Below are 18,854 nucleotides of genomic sequence, written 5' to 3' on the forward strand. Positions count from 1 at the left end.
GTGAGGCGTCGTTACACACTGCGGCACATCGACCCTACCCCTTGAATCCTGGCCGAATTGCCTTATTATTAGCACTCGTTGGGTATGAGTGCTAACAGTCCTCTGTCCCACATTGCTTCGAATGCCGGCCCGCCGGGCCGGCAAGTCTTTGTTTCAACTTTGTTGATGATTTAGGAGTTGGTATGAACCTGCGTCCCCTGCACGATCGCGTGATCGTGAAGCGCCTCGAGAACGAAACCAAGACGGCTTCGGGCATCGTGATCCCCGAGAATGCCGCCGAGAAGCCCGACCAGGGCGAAGTGCTGGCAGTGGGCCCCGGCAAGAAGAACGACAAGGGCGAAGTGATCGCTCTGAACGTGAAGGTCGGCGACCGCGTTCTGTTCGGCAAGTACAGCGGCCAGACCGTCAAGGTCCATGGCGACGAACTGCTGGTGATGAAGGAAGACGACCTGTTCGCAGTCGTCGAAAAGTAATCCGCGCTTCGAAACCGCACTTTCCAACTGAATCCGGAGAATTGAAATGGCAGCAAAAGACGTAGTTTTCGGCGGCGAAGCACGCGCCCGCATGGTTGAAGGCGTGAACATCCTGGCCAATGCGGTCAAGGTCACCCTGGGCCCCAAGGGCCGCAACGTGGTGCTGGAGCGCTCCTTCGGCGCCCCCACCGTGACCAAGGACGGTGTCTCGGTCGCCAAGGAAATCGAACTCAAGGACAAGCTGCAGAACATGGGCGCCCAGCTCGTGAAGGAAGTGGCCTCCAAGACCAACGACATCGCCGGTGACGGCACGACCACCGCCACCGTGCTGGCACAGGCCATCGTCCGCGAGGGCACCAAGTACGTGGCCGCCGGCCTGAACCCCATGGACCTCAAGCGCGGCATCGACAAGGCTGTCGCCGCCCTGGTGGAAGAGCTGAAGAAGCAATCCAAGGCCACCACCACCTCCAAGGAAATCGCCCAGGTCGGCTCGATCTCCGCCAACTCCGACGAATCCGTGGGCAGCATCATTGCCGAAGCCATGGACAAGGTCGGCAAGGAAGGCGTGATCACCGTTGAAGAAGGCAAGTCGCTGGCCAACGAACTCGACGTCGTCGAGGGCATGCAGTTCGACCGCGGCTACCTGTCGCCCTACTTCATCAACAACCCTGAAAAGCAGGTTGCCCTGCTGGACAACCCCTTCGTGCTGCTGTTCGACAAGAAGATCAGCAACATCCGTGACCTGCTGCCCACGCTGGAAGCCGTGGCAAAGGCCGGCCGTCCCCTGCTGATCATTGCAGAAGACGTCGAAGGCGAAGCCCTGGCAACGCTGGTGGTCAACACCATCCGCGGCATCCTGAAGGTTGTGGCTGTCAAGGCTCCTGGCTTCGGCGACCGCCGCAAGGCCATGCTGGAAGACATCGCCATCCTGACGGGCGGCAAGGTCATCGCTGAAGAAGTGGGCCTGGCGCTGGACAAGGTGACCCTGGAAGACCTGGGCCAGGCAGTGCGCATCGAAATCGGCAAGGAAAACACCACCATCATCGACGGTGCTGGCCAAGCTGCTGAAATCGAAGCCCGCGTCAAGCAGATCCGCATCCAGATCGAAGAAGCCACCAGCGACTACGACCGCGAAAAGCTGCAAGAGCGCGTGGCCAAGCTGGCTGGCGGCGTTGCCGTGATCAAGGTTGGCGCTGCCACCGAAGTCGAAATGAAGGAAAAGAAGGCCCGCGTTGAAGACGCCCTGCACGCTACCCGCGCTGCTGTGGAAGAAGGCATCGTGGCCGGCGGCGGCGTGGCTCTGCTGCGTGCCAAGCAAGCCGTGGGCGACCTGAAGACCGGCGATGCCGAGCAAGACGCCGGCATCAAGCTGATCATGAAGGCCATCGAAGCGCCCCTGCGCGAAATCGTGGCCAACGCCGGTGGCGAGCCCTCGGTGGTGGTCAACGCCGTGCTGAACGGCTCGGGCAACTACGGCTTCAACGCTGCCAACGACACCTACGGCGACATGCTGGAAATGGGTATCCTGGACCCGACCAAGGTGACGCGTACGGCCCTGCAGAACGCCGCTTCCGTGGCATCGCTGCTGCTGACGACCGAAGCCATGATCGCCGAGTCTCCCAAGGCTGAAGGCGGCCCTGCCATGCCCGACATGGGCGGCATGGGTGGCATGGGCGGCATGGGCATGTAATTGCCCTCCGCAACCGGGCAGGCCTTGCGCCATGCCCGGTTCGCCCAGCAAGACAAAGGCCGCCCTCGGGCGGCCTTTGTCATTGCATGAACGCTTTTGCCTATGTCTTTCAGGACACGGCCTGGCCCCAGGCTCGGCCCAGGCGGGCCACGGCCTCGGTGATCTGGGGCACGGTGGGCGCCGCATACGACAGGCGCATGCACAGGCCGGCCTTGTCTGCCGCATCGGCCGGGAAGAAGGCCTTGCCCGGCACATAGAGCACGCCCTGCTCCACCGCTGCCGTGAACAGCGCACGGGCCAGGGCCTGGGAATCGCCCGCAAGCCGCTGCGGCGGCAGCAGCTGGGCCCAGACGAACATGCCCCCCGCAGGCCGCACGAAGCGGATCTGATCGCCCAGCGCCGACTGCATGCCAGAACACAGCGCATCCATGCGCGCCGCGTACTCGGCGCAGGCCTGGGCCAGCTGGGGCGCATAGCGGCCCGAGCGCAGATAGTGCGCGGCGATCATCTGCGCCAGCGGCGAGGTGCACAGATCGGCCGTCTGCTTGGCGATGGTGCAGCGGCGCAGCAATTGGGCATCGGCCAGCATCCAGCCGATGCGCAGCGCAGGCGCCACGGTCTTGGACAGGCTGGACAGGTAGACCACGGGATTGGCCTGGGCGCCGCACAGCGCCAGGCCCGTTTCGTAGATCGACGGTTCGCGCTGGCCGGTAAAGCGCAGCTCGCCATAGGGGTCGTCCTCGACGATGACAAAGCCATGCTGGCGCGCCAGCGCCACCAGGGCCGTGCGCCGCGCCGCGGGCAGCAGGGTGCCGCCCGGGTTAGAGAAGTTGGGCACGGTATAGAGCAGCTTGGGGACACGCGCATGGGGCCACTGCGCCAGCAGGCGGGCCAGGGCCTCGGTGTCCAGGCCCTGCTCATCCGTGGGCACGGCAACGACCTGTGCCTGGGCCAGCTTCAGCGTCTGCAACGTGGCCGGGTAGGCGGGCGCCTCGACCAGCACCGGATCGCCGGGCTCGACCAGCACCTTGACCAGCAGGTCGAAGGCCTGTTGCGAGCCCGTGGTCACGATCATGTCGGCCGGCGTGCAGGCAATGCCGCGCGTGGCGCACAGCGCGGCCAGGGCTTCGCGCAGCGCAAGCTGGCCTTCGCTGGCGCCGTACTGCAGGCTGGTGGCGGCATCCTGCTGCAGCGCGGCCATGGCGGCCTGCTGCAAACCTTCGGCATCGAACAGGCTGGGCGATGGATAGCCTCCGGCCAGCGAGAGCATGCCGGGACGGCTCAGGTAGGGAAACAGCTCGCGGATCGGCGAGCCTTCGGGCTGTGCGAACAGCGGGTTGAACAGATGGGCGGTGGGCGACGACGCGCCCTGGTCTGCGGTGCTCATGAAGGCCTCCGGCAAATGGCAAAAACAAAGGGGCGCACGCGCAGGCCTGGCGCCTGTGCATGCGCCCCGGGGAAGGGGATCAACGGTGGCGGGCTCAGCCCGGGTCGGCGCTTATGCGGCGACCTTGGTGGCCTGGCCGCGCAGCGCGCTGCGCAGCTGGTCGATGGAGCGCTGCTGGGCCTGCTCGTACAGCGCGATCTCGTCATGCACGCGGGCACCCAGGTCGGCCTCGAAGGCCTGCTGGGCCGCATGGGCCGCGTACTGCTTTTGCTCTTCGCCGCCCAGGTTGGACTGGAAGATGCCGGCCGCGCTCACGGGCAGGAAGTCTTCGTAGACGATGGGCTCGGCCTGGGCCAGGCCGCGGGCGATCAGGGCGTCCAGGTCCGACGCGGCGGCCGCTGCGGCCTCGCCTGCGGCCAGGGCGGCTCCCTCGTCGCTCAGCGTGAAGCGGTAGAAGGCCAGGTCTTGCCGGCGCAGCTGCTCATGGGTGTCGGGGAAAGCCTCGAAGACCTGGGCCAGGCGGCTGCCGTAGTCCGGCGCGGCACTGCCTGCGCTGCCCATGTCGCGCACCTGGGCCAGCAGCTGGTCGTAGAGCGCGCGGCCCTTGCGCGTGAGCGCCACGCCGCGCTGCTCGATCTCGCCGAAGCGCGCCGTGTGCGAGCCTGCGCCCGTGGCATCGCCCGCAAAACGCACGGTCTCCTTGAGCGCCTTGAAGCTGGTCTGGCGCAGAAGGATGGGGCAGGCGCGGCGCGGCGGGCCTTCGACCACGTCCTTGGCGTCCATGCCGCGTGCGGGCATGGCGGCCTGGGCCGCGTCGATGTCCAGCGTGCGCGGCGTCAGGTGGTTGATGTGCGGGCCCTTGAAGCAGACCACGTCGGCGATCAGGCGGTGGGCCTTGTGCAGCGCGTCGTAGGTGGTGCCGTCCACGGTGGACTCGCTATGCCAGCGGAAGGTCTCCAGTGCCTCGCGCACGAATGCGTCGGCATCGGCGTCGGCCAGGCCGCCATGGGCTTCGGCCTGGGCGATCAGCGCCAGCGCGCGTTCGGTGAAGATGCTGCGTTGCGCCAGGATGGCGCCCGCCTGGGCCCGCAGCGCCTCGTCGGCAATCAGGTCCAGGCGCAGCAGCGAGGTGAAGACGCGGAAAGGGTTGGCCAGCAGCGCCGCATCGCCCACGGGGCGGAAGGCCGTGGAGTGCACGGGCACGCCGGCCACCGACAGGTCGTAGTAGCCCACGGGCTCCATGCCCATGATGGCGAACAGGCGGCGCAGCATGGACAGCTCGGCCGCCGTGCCCACGCGGATGGCGCCGTGGCGCTCCACGCCCAGGCGGGCCAGCTCGCCACTGCGCTGCATCCGGGCCAGCAGCGCGGGCTCGGCCTGCAGCGTGCGCTGATTGATGTCGGCCACGAGTTCGATCAGCGTGCCGTACTGGGGCACTTCATCGCGGTACATCTCGGACATGGCGCTGGAAAACCGTGCGCGGATCTCGTCGGAGGGCACGAAGGTGTGGGCAGGCGTAGAGGACATGGTGCTCGTGGGGACTGAAGTTGGAGCCACAGGGCAGCCCTGCGGCAGAGTGGATTCCTGGCACGCATGCTAGGTCTGCGCCTTGAGCCTGGTCAAACGATAATCAGGCCCATAGGTCATTCCCAAACAGAATGCCCCTCCCACGATTGCCCCACCGCCCTCTGCCATGCTGCTGTCCCGCCGTTTCCTGCCCCCCATGTCCCTGCTGTGCGCCTTCGAGGCGGCGGCCCGGCACCAGAGCTTCACGGCAGCTGCGGCCGAGCTGCACCTGACGCAAAGCGCCGTCAGCCGCCAGATCCGCGCGCTGGAGGAGCGGCTGGAGGCGGAGCTCTTTGTGCGCGAGCGCCAGACCGTGCGGCTCAGTCCGGCCGGCCAGGCCTATGCCCAGGAGATACGCGGCGCGCTGATGCGCATCTCCACCGCCACGCTGGGCTTTCGGGCCAACCCGCGCGGCGGCAGCCTGAACCTGGCCATCCTGCCCACCTTCGGCACGCGCTGGCTGGCGCCGCGCCTGCCGCAGTTCTTCAGTGCCCACCCGGGCATCACCATCAACCTGACGACGCGGCTGTCCCAGTTCGACTTCCAGCTCGAAGCCGTGGACGCCGCCATCCATTTCGGCCTGCCGCACTGGCCGGGCGCCGAGCTGGCCTTTCTGATGAGCGAGACCGTGGTGCCTGCCTGCAGCCCCGCCCTGCTGGCCCAGCATGGCTTTGCCCAGCCCCAGGACCTGCTGCAGGCGCCGCTGCTGCACCTGGCATCGCGCCCCGATGCCTGGCAGCGCTGGCTGTCCGTGCACCATGCGCCCATGGCCGAGGGCCAGGGCATGCTGTTCGACCAGTTCGCCACCGCCGCCCAGGCCGCCATCGCCGGCGTGGGCGTGGCCCTGCTGCCACGCTTTCTGATCGAGCGGGAACTGGCCCAGGGCGATCTGGTGCGTGCCCTGCCCCATCTGCCCGAGATGGAAAGCGCCGAGCGCTACTACCTGGCCTGGCCCACGAGCCGCGGCAACTACCCGCCGCTGCAAAGCCTGCGCGAGTGGCTGCAGCAGGCGGCCCAGGATTTCATGCGGGACGGCCCGCAGCCCTGACGCCCGCAGCGCCTGCCACCAGCGCCTGCAGCGCGGCCACCGGCAACTGCCCGGCCAGGCCGATGGCCACGATGGCGGGCACCTGCTGCTGCGCGGGCGCGGGCGCTGATGCGGCACGCAGCCGGCCGCTGCGCCCGGCAAATTGAAGCTCGCTCCACTGGCCCGCCCCGGTCTGCACCACGCCCTTGAGCCGCAGCACGCCGGCCGGCATGGCCTGCAGCCCCGCCTGCAGGGCCGTCTCGGACAGCACCCCGGGCGGCTGGCAGGACCAGGTCTCGAACTGCCGGCCATGCATGGGGCGCGCAGTGCCGGCACCCCATGAAACCTCCCGCACGCCACGCAGCAGGGCTGCGCCGCTGAGCAGCTCCACGGGCACCCGGGCTTCGTGCACATCGCAGCGTTGCGCGGCTGGCGCGTGGCTGGCTATCCAGCCGTGCACGCGCTCCAGGGTCCGGGCATCGGCCAGATCGGTCTTGTTGACGATGACCAGATCAGCCCGGGCCACCTGGCGCTGCAGCGTGTCGGCCAGCAGCGGATCGGCCGCCTGCCCGGGCAGGGCAGCGGCATCAACGACCACGATGACGCCGTCCAGCGCCAGCGCGGGATCGGCCAGGCCCAGCTGGGCAATGCGCCAGGGGTCGGAGACGCCGCTGGCCTCGACCACCACGGCGTCAAAGCGCTCGCGCTGCTGCAGCACGCCAATCAGGGCCATGGAGAGGTCATCGCCGATCTGGCAGCACACGCAGCCATTGGTCAGCGCGATGGTGTCGCCGCTGTGGACCTTGATCAGGCCTGCATCGATGTTGAGCGCACCGAAGTCGTTGACCAGCACGGCCAGCCGCTGGCCTTCCGCATGGCGCAGCCAGTGGTTGAGCAGCGTGGTCTTGCCGGCGCCCAGGAAACCGCCGATGACCGTGAACGGCAGCCGCTGTCCCATGTCATGCCGCCTTGAAGACGCGCCCCGACAGCACCGTGCCCCAGACCCGGAGGTCCTTGAGCACCATGGGGTCCAGGGACAGCGGATCGTCCTCCAGCACGCAGAAGTCGGCGCGCTTGCCACATTCGATGCTGCCGATCTCGTGGTCCAGCTTCAGCGTCCAGGCCGCTCCCAGCGTGACCGCATGCAGGGCCTGGGCCACGGTCAGGCGCTCGGCCGCGCCCAGCACGCGGCCCTTGGGCGTGATCCGGTGGACCGCGCACCAGGCGGTGAACAGCGGCCCCAGCGGCGTGACGGGCGCATCCGAGTGGATGGCCAGCGGCACGCCGGCAGCCAGCGCGCTGGCGCAGGCATCGAGCCGCATGGCGCGGTCCGGCCCCATGGTCATCTCGTAGTGCTGGTCGCCCCAGTACCAGAGGTGGTTGGCGAACAGGTTGGCGCACAGGCCCAGCGCCGCCATGCGGCGAAACAGCGGCGCATCGATCATCTGGCCATGCTGCAGCGTGTGACGGTGGTCGGGCCGGGGCGCGCGGGCCAGCACGCGGCCTATGGCGTCGATGGCGGCTTCGCTGGCCTCGTCGCCATTGGTGTGCGTATGGATGAGCAGGCCTGCGCGGTGGTAGGTCTCGAAATCGGCCTCGTACTGCGCGGGCGCCGTGACCCAGATGCCGTTGGGCGCGCCGTTGTAGTGACCGGGCCAGCGCAGGCGGGCCGAAAAGCCCTGGATGGAGCCGTCCAGCATCATCTTGACCAGGCCGTAGCGCAGGCGGTCGGTGTTGCGCGCCATGAGCGTGCGCACATGCTCGGCACCGGCCTCGGCGCCATGCGTGCCGTGAAACGCCTGGAAGGCCGGCAGGATGCGGATGGGCACCTGGTCGTCGGCCAGCGCGGCCTCCAGCACGCGGCAGTCCTGCTCGCCCAGCCTGTTGACCAGGTCGGTGGCCGTGGTCACGCCCTGGCGGCAGGCCAGGCGCGCAAAGGAGCGCACGCCAGCCTCGGTCATGGGCGCCAGCAGCCCGGCGTTGCCGATCTTGCGCAGCACCAGGAACATGGCGGCCGGCTCCTGCAGCTCGCCCGTGGGCTCGCCGGCCAGGGCGTGGCCGGGCGCAAAGCGCACCACGCCCTCGACCTCGTTGTCGCGCGTGATCTCGGCCAGGCGCAGCATGGCGCTGTTGACGTTCATCAAATGGCCGTTGGCGTGCGAGAGCACGACGGGACGGCCTCCTGCGGCGCGGTCCAGGTGCTCCACCGTCATGCGCTCGCCGCCAAAGTAGATGGGATCGAACCCCCAGGCGATCAGCGGCTGCCCAGGCGGCAGGCCCTGCGCATCCATGCGCGACGCCACCTCGGCCAGGCGGTCCACCACGGCATCCATGGAGCGCAGGCCGGGCCAGGTCTTTCCGTCGGGGTCGCGCCGGTCGAACCAGCCCGTGTATGTCCAATCCCACATGCTGCCTTCCTTGAGGTGGCAGTGGCCCTCCACCAGGCCGGGCAGCAGCACCTGGTCGGCAAAGCGCTCATCGATGCGGCACTCGCCCCAGGCCGTGCAGCGCGCGAGGTCCCCGACCGCGAGGATGCGCCCGTCGCGCACGGCCACATGCGTGGCCTCGGGCTGCATGGGGTTCATGGTGATGATCTTGCGGGCGGCGTAGACGGTGATGCTCATGGTGGCGGGTGCTCCGGGTTCAAAGGGCCAGCGGCGCGCGCGGCACGCCATCGATGTGGTCCACGCGGATGCAGCGCACCCAGTGGCCGGGGGCGGCTTCGCGCAGCGGTGGCGTCTCGGCCGAGCACGCAGGCACGGCCACGGGGCAGCGCCCGGCGAAGCGGCAGCCCGCAGGCGGGTCGATGGGGCTGGGCGGGTCGCCGGCCAGCCGGATGCGCCGCGCCGCGCGCTCGCGCCCGCCGCGCACCGTGGGCACGGCCGACATCAGGGCCACGCTGTAGGGATGCAGCGGCCGCGCGAAGAAGGCCTGGCGCGGTGCGCGCTCCACGATCTGGCCCAGGTACATGACGGCGATGTCGTCGCAGATGTGCTCGACCACGGCCATGTCGTGCGAGATGAACAGGTAGCTCAGGCCCAGCTCGCGCTGCAGCCGCGCCAGCAGGTTGAGGATCTGGGCGCGGATGGCGATGTCCAGCGCCGACACGGGCTCGTCGCAGACCACCAGTTCGGGCCGCGTGGCCAGGGCGCGCGCGATGTTGATGCGCTGGCGCTGGCCGCCCGAGAACTGGTGCGGGAACAGCTGGCGCTGTTCGGGCCTCAGGCCGACCTGGGTGAAGAGCTCGGCCACGCGCGCCTCACGCTCGGCCGGCGTGCCCACGTCCATCAGGTCCAGCGGAGCGCGCACCGCATCGCCCGCACGCTGGCGCGGATTCAGCGAGGAAAACGGGTCCTGGAACACGATCTGCATGCGCCGCCTCGCCTGGCGCAGGGCCTCGCCCGACAGGCCGCCCAGGTCGGTATCGCCCAGCTGCATACGGCCCGCCGTCACGGGCGCCAGGCGCATCACGGCCAGCGCCGTGGTCGTCTTGCCCGATCCCGACTCGCCCACCACGGCCAGCGTGCTGCCGCGCCGCAGGCTGAAGGACACGCCGTCCACGGCCTTGACCACTTCGGGCCTGCCGAACAGGCCCTTGCCCGGGCGCGGAAAGTGGACCTGGAGATCGTCCACCTGCAAGAGGGTATCGTCCATGCGTGCGTTCATGCCAGGGCCTCCGTGTGGGCGCGGATGCGGGAAGCGGGAGCGTGCAGCCAGCAGGCCACGCCGTGGGATGGATCATCCAGCGCGACCAGCGGCGGCGCCTCGCTGGCGCAGCGCGGCTGGGCCTCACGGCAGCGCGCACGAAAGGCGCAGCCGCTGCCCAACTCCCAGATCGAGGGCACGACGCCGGGGATCTCGGGCAGCTCGGTGCGCCCGCCTGCCTGGCTGCTGCCCAGCTCGGGCAGGCAGGCGATCAGGCCGCGCGTGTACGGATGGGCGGGCGCCGACAGCACCTGTTCGCAGCGGCCCTGCTCGATCACGCGGCCCGCATACATGACCATGACGCGGTCGGCCATTTCGGCCACGGCCCCCATGTCGTGCGTGATCAGCACGATGGCCGTGCCCTTGTCGCGCTGCAGCTCGCGCAGCAGGTCGAAGATCTGCGCCTGCACGGTCACGTCCAGCGCCGTGGTGGGCTCGTCGGCGATCAGGATGTCGGGCCGGCACGCCAGGGCCATGGCGATCATCACGCGCTGGCGCATGCCGCCCGACAGCTGGTGCGGGTACTCGTGCACGCGCCGCTCGGGTGCGGGGATGCCGACCTGCCGGAGCATTTCCACGGCGCGCTGGCGCGCGGCGCCCGCGTCCAGGCCGGCGTGCAGGCGCAGCGGCTCGGCGATCTGCTCGCCCACGGTGAGCACCGGGTTCAGCGAGGTCATCGGCTCCTGGAAGATCATGGAGATACGGTTGCCGCGCACCTGGCGCATATGGGCCTCGCCGGCGGCCACCAGGTCCTCGCCCTGGAAGCGCACCTGCCCGCCCGTGATGCGGCCCGGAGGCGAGGGAATGAGGCGCAGCAGCGCCAGCGCCGTCATGCTCTTGCCGCAGCCGGATTCGCCGACCACGCACAGGGTCTCGCCCGCGCGCAGATCGAAATCCACGCCGTTGAGCACCGTCGCCTGGCCGCGCCGGCCCTGGAAGGCCACGCGCAGGCCGCTCACTTGCAACAGGGGGGTGTCGGTATCCATCAGCGCTCCCTCAGCTTGGGGTTGAGTGCATCGTTGAGGCCGTCGCCGATCAGGCTGACGGCCAGCACGGTGACGAAGATGGCGGCACCGGGAAAGGCCACGGCCCACCAGCACGACAGCAGGTACTGGCGGGCCGACCCGATCATCAGGCCCCAGCTCATCTGGTTGGGATCGCCCAGGCCCAGGAAGGACAGGCCTGCCTCGAACAGGATGGCGGCGCCCACGGCCAGCGTGGCCGACACCACCAGCGGCGGCAGCGCATTGGGCAGGATCACCTTCCAGATGATGCGGCCGTGGCGCGCGCCGATGGCGCTCTCCGCGCGCACGAATTCAAGCTGGCGGATGCGCATGAACTCGGCCCGCGTCAACCGCGCCGTGGCCGGCCAGCTCACGCTGCCGATGGCCAGCGTGACCGTCACCAGCGAGGGCGAGAACAGCGTGACCACCACCATGGCGAACAGCAGCGCAGGCAGCACCTGGAAGAACTCGGTCACGCGCATCAGCAGCGCATCGACGCGGCCGCCGTAGTAGCCCGCCATCGCCCCCAGCGTCACGCCGATGCACACCGACAGCAAAGCCGCGAAGGCGCCCACCATCAGCGTGGCGCGGCCGCCGTGGATGATGCCCGTGAGCACGTCGCGCCCCAGCTGGTCGCTGCCCAGCCAGGCCTCCTCGCTGAACGGCGGGCTCAGCGGCATGGTGCGGATCTCGAACGGGTCCGCAGGCCAGATCCAGGGTCCGGCGATGGCCACCAGCAGCACGATGAGCAGCATGGCCATGCCGGCAATGGCCGAAGGGTTGCGCAGGAACATGCGCAGCGCTTCGCGCGCCGGGTGCTCGGCATGGGCTGCGGCCTGCGGCGCGGCGACGCTCGGCACGGACACGGAAAGTGGTGTGATGGCATTCATGGTCTCAGGCCGCCTTGATGCGGGGATCGATCAGCCGGTAGCACAGGTCGGTGACGAGGTTCATCACGACCACGACGATGGAGGAGAACAGCAGCACGCCCAGGATGGTCGGGTAGTCGCGCCGCAGCACCGAGTCGAAGGCCAGCCGGCCCAGGCCCGGCCAGTTGAAGACCGTCTCGACGATGATGGCGCCAGCCATGACGTTGCCGAACTGCAGGCCCAGCATGGTCACCACGGGCAGCAGCGCGTTGCGCAGCGCATGGCGGTAGAGCACCACACGCTCGGCCAGGCCCTTGGCGCGCGCCGTGCGGATGTAGTCGGCGCCCAGCACGTCCAGCATGGACGAGCGTGACAGCCGGCTGTACTGCGCCAGGTAGACCAGGGCCAGTGTCAGCGCAGGCAGCACCAGGTGCCGGGCCACGTCCAGCAGATCGGCAAGGCCTGCGCCGCCTGCGGCATCGGCCGAGCGCATGCCCGATACCGGCAGCACGGGCCACCAGGAGGCAAAGGCCAGCACCAGCAGCATGCCGGTCCAGAACACGGGCGCCGCAAAGCCCACCAGGGACAGCACGGTGATGCACTGCGACAGCAGGCCGTTGGGCCGGCGCGAGGACAGCACGCCCAGCAGCGTGCCCACCACGAAGGCCGTGAGCACGGCGGCCAGCACCAGCAGCAAGGTGGCGGGCACGCGCTCGGCAATCATCTGCGCCACCGGCAGGTTGAAAAAGTAGGAGTAGCCCAGATCACCACTGGCCACGCGCGCCAGGTAGATGCCCAGCTGCACGGGCAGCGGCCGGTCCAGCCCGTAGCGTGTGCGCAGCTCGGCCATGAGCTCGGGCTCCATGCCGCCGCTGGCGCCGGCAATGGTCTCCACGGGATCGCCGGGCGCCGCATGCACCAGCATGAAGTTCAGCACCACCACGGCCAGCACCAGCGCCAGGCCCTGCAGCAGCCGCTTGAGGAGTGTGCGAAGAAAAGCCATGGACTGCACCTCCCCGACTACTTCAGAAAGATCTCGTCGTAGGGCGAGGCCGGCCCCCAGACCGTGGTCGGCAGGTTGCCCACGTTCTTGCGCGCGGCGGTGTGGTAGGGCGAGTTGTTGATGAAGATCACCGGCAGCTCGTCGGTCACGGTCTTCTGGAAGGCCGCATAGAGCTTCTTGCGCTCGGCCGTGTCCAGCGTGCTGCTGGCCGTGTTCAGCAGCTCGTCCACCTTGGGATTGCGGTAGGACTGGGTGTTGGTCCAGACCACGGGCTTGATGTTGGTGGACAGGTAGCTGCGGTGCACGCCGATGACCGGATCACCCCAGTTGAAGACGATGTCCATGGACAGGTCGAAGTCATGCGTGGCCAGGCGCCGGGCCCAGGCCGGGAAGTCGGCCGAGGCCCTTACATCGACGGCGATGCCGACCTTCTTGAGTTGGGCGCGCACGTACTCGGCCACGTTCTTTTGCTGCTCGTCCGAGCCGGGCAGGTAGTCGATGCTGATCTTGAAGCGCTCTCCGTTGGCGCCGGGCTTGAGGCCGGCCTCGTCCAGCAGGGCCGCCGACTTCTTGAGGTCCAGCGGATAGCGCACCAGGTCGGCCGAGGCAAAGGGGCTGGCCGCCACGATGGGGCCGTCGGCCACGGTGGCGAAGCCGCCCATCAGCGCCTTGGTGATGAAGTTCTTGTCGATGGCATGCGCAATGGCCTTGCGCACGCGCACGTCGTCCAGCGGCTTCCTGTCGGTGTTGATGGCCAGCCAGTTGATCGAGCCTATGCCCTCGAAGCCCTTGCCGGTCAGCGTGATCTGGGGATTGGTGGACAGGCGCTTCAGGTCGATGGAGGCCTGCAGGTAGGGCACCATCTGCACGTCGCCGCGCTCCAGGCTCAGCAGCAGGCTGGAGGAGTCGGGCACGATGTTGAAGACCAGCTTGTCCAGGTAGGGGCGGCCGGGCAGGAAGAACTTGTCGAAGCGCTCCATCACGATGCGCTGGCCCGCGCGGAACTCGGTCAGCTTGAACGGCCCCGAGCCCACCACGTCGGCGCTGTTGCGCGCATGGGTCTTGAGATCGGCACCATCGCCATAGATGTGCCTGGGCAGTATGGGCGCCAGCGCCGGGCTCATGGCCAGCAGGATGGCCGGATGCGGCGCGTTCATGCGGATGACGGCCGTGTAGGGGTCGGGCGTGTCCACCTTTTCCACGGGCCCCAGCATGGTCTGGAACGGGTGGTTGGCCTTGATGGCCATGATGGAGAAGGCCACGTCGGCCGAGGTGATGGGCTTGCCGTCGTGGAACACGGCATTCCTGCGCAGGTTCAGGGTCAGCGACTTGCCATCCTCGGCCAGCTTCCAGGATTCGGCCAGGTAGGGCTGGGGCTTCCACTGGTCATCGAAGCGCAGCGGGCTGGCGAACAGCTGGGTGGAAGGCATGGCCGTGGCAATGCCCGATTGCACGGCGCCGTTCAGGTGCCGTGGCACCTGGGTGCTGCCCACGATCAGGGTGCCGCCGCGCTGCGGCTCCTGGGCCTGGGCCTGCAGCGGCGTGGCCGCCAGGCCCGCCAGCGCGCCGGCCAGGGCCAGGGCCGCCAGGGCGCGGCGTCGGAAAGTGATGGTGTGCATGGACTGTCTCCCTCGTTGGATCGCCAGGCCGCGCGGCTCGCTGCCTTCAATCCAGAATACGCAACAAGGGCGCGGGCCGCGGGGGCCACAGCCGTCCAAACGTAGGAGCCAGAGGCCCGGTGTTTACCCGCGTCGGCCGGCCCAAACCTTTACTTGCCCGCACCCGCACCGCAACATGGCGCCGACCGCGCGCCCTCTGCCCGGCCGCGCCAAGAACGCCCCCCGATTGCCTCCGTTGCGCCATGAGCACCCCTTCCGCCACAGACCCACGCCACCAGTGGGCCCGCCTGTTCGCGCTGCCCGAGCAGCCCGGCCTTCCCCTGAAGGACCGCCTGCGCCTGGCCCTGGTCCAGCCCATCCTCGAAGGCCGCCTGCCGCCCGGCGCGGCCATGCCGCCCTCACGCGAGCTGTCGCGCCTGCTGGAGGTGTCGCGCAATACCGTGACCACGGTCTACGAGCAGCTGGTGGATGAAGGCTTTCTGGAATCCCGCCCGCGCAGCGGCGTGTTCGTGGCCCGGGATTCGCGCCTGGCTGGTGTGGACGGCGCCGTGGCCCTGCCTGCGACAAGTCCCGGGGAGCCCGCACCGGACTGGTCTGCACGCGTGCTGCGCTCGCTGACGGACAGGCACACGCTGTCCAAGCCGCTGCAGTGGCGCGAGTACCCCTACCCCTTCGTCTACGGCATGCACGATCCCGCGCTGTTTCCCACCGAAGGCTTCCGGGAATGCTGCACGCGCAGCCTGGCGCGCGCCCAGCTGCCCCACTGGACGCCGGACTTCGAGACCGACGACGTTCCCGACCTGATCGAGCAGATCCGCCTGCGCCTGCTGCCCCGGCGCGGCGTGTTCGCGCTCAAGGAAGAGATCCTGGTCACCGTGGGCGCGCAGCAGGCCTTCTACCTGCTGGCCGACGCGCTGCTGGCCCCCTCGCAGCGCCTGGGCTTCGAGGAGCCCGGCCACCCGCATGCGCGCAACACCTTTTCGCTGCGCCGCCCCCACTGGGTGCCCGTGGCCGTGGATGGAGAAGGCGTGGTGGTCGATGGCCTGCCGCCGCTGGACTACCTGTTCGTCACGCCCTCGCACCAGAGCCCCACCACCGTGACGCTGAGCCTGCAGCGGCGCGAGCAACTGCTGCGCCGCGCCGAGCAGGGCGATTTCGTGATCATCGAGGACGACTACGAGGCCGAGAACCTCTACCAGGGCACGCCCATGCCCGCGCTCAAGAGCCTGGACAAGGGCGGGCGTGTGATCTATGTGGGTTCGCTGTCCAAGAGCCTGTCGCCCGCGCTGCGGCTGGGCTACATCGTCGCGCCGCGCGCGCTGATCGACGAGTTGCGCGTGCTGCGCCATGCCATGGTGCGCCACCCCAGCGCCTTTCTGCAGCATGCCTATGCGCTGTTCCTGTCGCTGGGCCACCATGAGGCCCATGCGCGCCGCGTGAACCAGGCCATGCTGGAACGCGTGGCGCAGGTGGACCGCTCGCTGCGCGCGCACCTGCCGGATTTCATCTTCCGCCAGCCCCAGGGCGGCGCGTCGCTGTGGGTGCAGGCACCGGCGTGGCTGGACGCCGATGCGCTGGCCGCCGTGGCGCGCCGCCACGGCGTGCTGATCGAGGCAGGCAGCGCGTTCTTTGCGACGCCGCGCCAGCCCTGCCCCTTTTTCCGGCTGCGCCTGTCCTCCATTGCCATCGATCAGATCGATGCCGGCATCCAGGCGCTGGCGCGGGCGGTGATGGAGCTGGACTCAGCCCGCAATCACTGCTGCGCGTAGGATTCCAGCGGCTTGTCGTTGGGCTTTTGCAGCAGCTGCTTGAGCAGGTCGCTCATGGGCAGGTTCAGCGGGGCATTCTTGGGCGGAATGGGCTGCACGAACCACTTGTCGTAGATCTTCGCCACTTCGCCCGAGGCCATCATGCCCACCAGCACGTCGTCCACGGCCTTCTTGAAGGCTGGATCATCGCGGCGGAACAGGATGGCGATGGGCTCGGAGCCCAGCACCTCGCCCACGATCTTGAAGCCTGCAGGGTTCTTGGAGTTGGCGATGACGCCGGCCAGCAGGTTGTCGTCCAGCACGAAGGCATCGGCACGGCCCGATTCGAGCATCAGAAAGCTCTCGAAATGGTCCTTGCCCAGCGAGGTGGGCAGGTTCACGCCATTGTCGCGCCCGTACTTGCGCAGCAGCTGCACGGCGGTCGTGCCGGCCGAGGCCGCCACGGGCTTGCCGTCGAGCTGCTTGAAGGAGGTGATGCCCGAGTCGGCACGCACGGCCATGCGCACCTGGCTCACGTAGGTGGTCACGGCAAAGGCCACCTGCTTTTGGCGAGCGAGGTTGTTCGTGGTCGGGCCGCAGCCGATGTCCACGGTGCCGTTCTGCACCAGGGGCATGGTGTTCTGCGAGGTCAGGGCCATGTACTCGATCTTGGCCTTGGGCACGATCTGGGCCAGCACCTTCTCGCACAGCTCCACGTGGTAGCCCACGTACTTCTGCGTGGTCCCGAAGGCATAGGCCATGGGCGCCGAGCTTTCGCGCACGCCCATCACCACCTTGCCTGTGCTCTGGATCTTGTCCAGCGTGCCGGCCGCCTCCTGTGCATGGGCAGCGCCAGTTGCCGCCACCACACATGCCATCGCCACATGGGCCAGTACGAATCGCATCGAGGGTCTCCTTGGATAGTTGTTGCAGGTCCGAAGGCGCGCTGCGCCTCCACCCTGCCGTGCCGCCGTCACCGGCTGCCTCCAGGCAGGGCCGCCGTCAAGGCGATTGCATCAACTATCGAGCAATCAGGCGCCTGTGCATAACGATGAAATGGAAGAAGGTCATGCTCCACCCACATGACCCGGCACCCTGCTGGTGCGCCGCGGTGGCCACAGGCCCGCCGCGCCCGGTCAGCCGGCCGACCCTGCCGCAAGCCGGTGCATGAGGCCCTGCGTCGAGGCATCGACGCCCTGCCAGTCGCCACTGTCCTGGCGTGCATGCAGCTGGCGCGCCAGGTGCTTGCCCAGCTCCACGCCCCACTGGTCGAAGCTGTTGATGCCCCACACCGCACCGGCCGAGAAGACACGGTGCTCGTACAGCGCGATCAGGGCGCCCAGCGATGCCGGGTCCAGCTGCTGCAGCAGCAGGAAGCTGCTGGGCCGGTTGCCCGCGCAATGGCGCTCTGCCCCTTCTTCGCCGTGGCGCCCCTCCATCAGGGCCTGGGCCTGGGCAATGGCGTTGACGACCAGGCTCTGGTGGTGGGCGCCCAGGTATTTGCCGCCGTCGCGCAGCGCGATGAACTCCACGGGAATCACGTCCTGGCCTTGGTGCAGCATCTGGAAGAAGGCATGCTGGCCATTGGTGCCGGGCTCGCCCCAGATCACGGGCGCCGTGCGCACGGGCAGTGTCTGCCCGTCGCGCGTCACGCCCTTGCCGTTGCTCTCCATCTCCAGCTGCTGCAGGTAGGCGGTCAGCCGCCGCAGGCCATGGCTGTAGGGGGCAATGCAGCGGCTGGACAAGCCGCAGAAATCGCGGTACCAGACGTCCAGCAGGCCCAGGCGCAGCGGCAGGTTGCCCTCCACGCCCGAGGAAAAGAAATGCGCATCCATGGCATGCGCGCCGTCCAGCAGCGCACGGAACTGCGCCGCGCCAATGGCGATGGCCACGGGCAGGCCGATGGCCGACCACAGCGAAAAACGGCCGCCCACCCAGTCCCAGAAACCCAGCGTGCGGCGGATGCCGAAGTCGGCTGCGGCCTGCACATTGGTGGTGAGCGCCACGAAGTGCCGGTCGATGGAGCACGCGGCCTGCGGGTCCTCGCTGCCGCCCTGCTCCAGGAACCACCGGCGCGCCGAGTGCGCGTTGAGCATGGTCTCGGCCGTGGTGAAGGATTTGGAGGCGATCAGGAACAGCGTGCTGTGCGGGCGCACGCGGCGCAGCACATGGCCGAGCTCATGGCCATCGACGTTGGAGACGAAATGGAAATTCTTGCCCGCATCGACCCAGTCCTCCAGCGCATTGACCACCACTTCGGGGCCCAGGTGCGAGCCGCCGATGCCGATGTTCACGATGTCGGTGATGCCCTCGTCGCCACGCACCTGCTCGGCCAGGGCCAGCATGGCGTCCAGCGTCTCGTGCACCTGGCCCAGCGCCTCGTGCATGGCCGGCTGCCACTGCTGCACGGTGGCGCAGTGGCGCAGCTGGCCGCCGTCGCGCGGCATGCGCAGCAGCCAGTGCATGACGGCACGGCCCTCGGTGCAGTTGACGGGCTCGCCAGCCAGCATGGCGTCGCGCTGGGCCAGCACGCCGGCCTGCTGCGCCAGCTCGCGCAGCAGCTCTTCGGTGCGCTCGGTCCAGAGGTTCTTGGACAGGTCGGCAAAGACATGGGGCGCCTGCTGGCTCAGCGCGTCCAGCCGGCCCGCGTCCGCGGCAAAGGCCTGGCGCAGATCCAGGGTCTGGATGTCTTCGTGGAAATGGCTTTCAAGTGCCGGCCATGCCGGCAAGGTATTGCACAGAACGGGCAAGGTCTTCATCCAA

Annotated in this window: 15 protein-coding genes; 4 read left to right on the top strand and 11 right to left on the bottom strand. The window is 68.7% G+C overall.

Features of this window, described 5'->3' with window-relative positions; genetic code table 11:
• The first annotated feature begins 182 nt into the window (after positions 1-182).
• Positions 183-473: a co-chaperone GroES gene (locus A4F85_RS26925; protein ID WP_012207457.1), complete on the top strand. Its 291-nt coding sequence runs from the start codon at positions 183-185 to the stop codon at positions 471-473.
• 46 nt (positions 474-519) lie between these two features.
• Positions 520-2,163 (top strand): chaperonin GroEL, encoded by a 1,644-nt coding sequence (gene groL, locus A4F85_RS26930; protein ID WP_013800679.1) that lies wholly within the window; start codon positions 520-522, stop codon positions 2,161-2,163.
• Positions 2,164-2,272: 109 nt separating this feature from the next.
• Here the strand turns inward: groL and A4F85_RS26935 are convergent, their stop codons facing one another.
• Positions 2,273-3,550 (bottom strand): aminotransferase-like domain-containing protein, encoded by a 1,278-nt coding sequence (locus A4F85_RS26935; protein WP_063328611.1) that lies wholly within the window; start codon positions 3,548-3,550, stop codon positions 2,273-2,275.
• A gap of 111 nt (positions 3,551-3,661) precedes the next feature.
• Positions 3,662-5,077 carry a 2-oxoadipate dioxygenase/decarboxylase HglS gene (hglS, locus tag A4F85_RS26940; RefSeq protein WP_034397069.1) on the bottom strand — a complete coding sequence of 472 codons (1,416 nt, stop codon included), beginning with the start codon at positions 5,075-5,077 and terminating at the stop codon, positions 3,662-3,664.
• A gap of 166 nt (positions 5,078-5,243) precedes the next feature.
• Between hglS and A4F85_RS26945 the strand changes: the two genes are divergently transcribed.
• Positions 5,244-6,164 carry a LysR family transcriptional regulator gene (locus A4F85_RS26945; protein ID WP_012207461.1) on the top strand — a complete coding sequence of 307 codons (921 nt, stop codon included), beginning with the start codon at positions 5,244-5,246 and terminating at the stop codon, positions 6,162-6,164.
• Here A4F85_RS26945 and A4F85_RS26950 read toward each other — a convergent pair.
• From A4F85_RS26950 to A4F85_RS26980, 7 genes are read right to left on the bottom strand one after another with little or no spacing between them, the layout of a single operon-like run.
• Positions 6,139-7,101 carry a CobW family GTP-binding protein gene (locus tag A4F85_RS26950; protein ID WP_063328337.1) on the bottom strand — a complete coding sequence of 321 codons (963 nt, stop codon included), beginning with the start codon at positions 7,099-7,101 and terminating at the stop codon, positions 6,139-6,141. The genes A4F85_RS26945 and A4F85_RS26950 overlap by 26 nt on opposite strands.
• A 1-nt stretch (position 7,102) precedes the next feature.
• Positions 7,103-8,767, bottom strand: coding sequence for an amidohydrolase (locus A4F85_RS26955; RefSeq protein WP_063328612.1), 1,665 nt, complete (start codon positions 8,765-8,767; stop codon positions 7,103-7,105).
• 19 nt (positions 8,768-8,786) lie between these two features.
• Positions 8,787-9,809: an ABC transporter ATP-binding protein gene (locus A4F85_RS26960; protein ID WP_063328338.1), complete on the bottom strand. Its 1,023-nt coding sequence runs from the start codon at positions 9,807-9,809 to the stop codon at positions 8,787-8,789.
• On the bottom strand, positions 9,806-10,834 hold the full coding sequence (locus A4F85_RS26965; protein WP_016448710.1) for an ABC transporter ATP-binding protein: 1,029 nt from the start codon (positions 10,832-10,834) through the stop codon (positions 9,806-9,808). The genes A4F85_RS26960 and A4F85_RS26965 overlap by 4 nt, the downstream gene beginning before the upstream one ends.
• The gene (locus tag A4F85_RS26970) at positions 10,834-11,742 is read right to left on the bottom strand and encodes an ABC transporter permease (protein ID WP_063328339.1); all 909 of its coding nucleotides are present in this window, start codon (positions 11,740-11,742) and stop codon (positions 10,834-10,836) included. Before A4F85_RS26970 ends, A4F85_RS26965 begins: the two co-directional genes overlap by 1 nt.
• A gap of 4 nt (positions 11,743-11,746) precedes the next feature.
• On the bottom strand, positions 11,747-12,724 hold the full coding sequence (locus tag A4F85_RS26975; RefSeq protein ID WP_063328340.1) for an ABC transporter permease: 978 nt from the start codon (positions 12,722-12,724) through the stop codon (positions 11,747-11,749).
• Positions 12,725-12,741: 17 nt separating this feature from the next.
• Positions 12,742-14,343: an ABC transporter substrate-binding protein gene (locus tag A4F85_RS26980; protein ID WP_063328341.1), complete on the bottom strand. Its 1,602-nt coding sequence runs from the start codon at positions 14,341-14,343 to the stop codon at positions 12,742-12,744.
• 242 nt (positions 14,344-14,585) lie between these two features.
• Here A4F85_RS26980 and pdxR point away from each other — a divergent pair, with 242 nt between their 5' ends.
• On the top strand, positions 14,586-16,112 hold the full coding sequence (pdxR, locus tag A4F85_RS26985) for a MocR-like pyridoxine biosynthesis transcription factor PdxR (RefSeq protein WP_063328342.1): 1,527 nt from the start codon (positions 14,586-14,588) through the stop codon (positions 16,110-16,112).
• Here pdxR and A4F85_RS26990 read toward each other — a convergent pair.
• Entirely contained in the window at positions 16,097-16,996 is a 900-nt protein-coding gene (locus A4F85_RS26990) for a transporter substrate-binding domain-containing protein (RefSeq protein WP_012207470.1), read from the bottom strand. The two genes, pdxR and A4F85_RS26990, sit on opposite strands and share 16 nt — an antisense overlap.
• Before the next feature lie 231 nt (positions 16,997-17,227).
• Positions 17,228-18,850: a glucose-6-phosphate isomerase gene (pgi, locus tag A4F85_RS26995; protein WP_063328343.1), complete on the bottom strand. Its 1,623-nt coding sequence runs from the start codon at positions 18,848-18,850 to the stop codon at positions 17,228-17,230.
• Between the last annotated feature and the right edge of the window lie 4 nt (positions 18,851-18,854).

The organism is Delftia sp. GW456-R20 (assembly GCF_001622915.1).
GTDB classification, from domain to species: Bacteria; Pseudomonadota; Gammaproteobacteria; order Burkholderiales; family Burkholderiaceae_C; genus Comamonas; species Comamonas acidovorans.

Coding starts and splice junctions, on each gene's coding strand:
- A4F85_RS26925 (WP_012207457.1), top strand. CDS start 183: ATGAACCTGCGTCCCCTGCACGATCGCGTGATCGTGAAGCGCCTCGAG.
- groL (WP_013800679.1), top strand. CDS start 520: ATGGCAGCAAAAGACGTAGTTTTCGGCGGCGAAGCACGCGCCCGCATG.
- A4F85_RS26935 (WP_063328611.1), bottom strand. CDS start 3,550: ATGAGCACCGCAGACCAGGGCGCGTCGTCGCCCACCGCCCATCTGTTC.
- hglS (WP_034397069.1), bottom strand. CDS start 5,077: ATGTCCTCTACGCCTGCCCACACCTTCGTGCCCTCCGACGAGATCCGC.
- A4F85_RS26945 (WP_012207461.1), top strand. CDS start 5,244: ATGCTGCTGTCCCGCCGTTTCCTGCCCCCCATGTCCCTGCTGTGCGCC.
- A4F85_RS26950 (WP_063328337.1), bottom strand. CDS start 7,101: ATGGGACAGCGGCTGCCGTTCACGGTCATCGGCGGTTTCCTGGGCGCC.
- A4F85_RS26955 (WP_063328612.1), bottom strand. CDS start 8,767: ATGAGCATCACCGTCTACGCCGCCCGCAAGATCATCACCATGAACCCC.
- A4F85_RS26960 (WP_063328338.1), bottom strand. CDS start 9,809: ATGAACGCACGCATGGACGATACCCTCTTGCAGGTGGACGATCTCCAG.
- A4F85_RS26965 (WP_016448710.1), bottom strand. CDS start 10,834: ATGGATACCGACACCCCCCTGTTGCAAGTGAGCGGCCTGCGCGTGGCC.
- A4F85_RS26970 (WP_063328339.1), bottom strand. CDS start 11,742: ATGAATGCCATCACACCACTTTCCGTGTCCGTGCCGAGCGTCGCCGCG.
- A4F85_RS26975 (WP_063328340.1), bottom strand. CDS start 12,724: ATGGCTTTTCTTCGCACACTCCTCAAGCGGCTGCTGCAGGGCCTGGCG.
- A4F85_RS26980 (WP_063328341.1), bottom strand. CDS start 14,343: ATGCACACCATCACTTTCCGACGCCGCGCCCTGGCGGCCCTGGCCCTG.
- pdxR (WP_063328342.1), top strand. CDS start 14,586: ATGAGCACCCCTTCCGCCACAGACCCACGCCACCAGTGGGCCCGCCTG.
- A4F85_RS26990 (WP_012207470.1), bottom strand. CDS start 16,996: ATGCGATTCGTACTGGCCCATGTGGCGATGGCATGTGTGGTGGCGGCA.
- pgi (WP_063328343.1), bottom strand. CDS start 18,850: ATGAAGACCTTGCCCGTTCTGTGCAATACCTTGCCGGCATGGCCGGCA.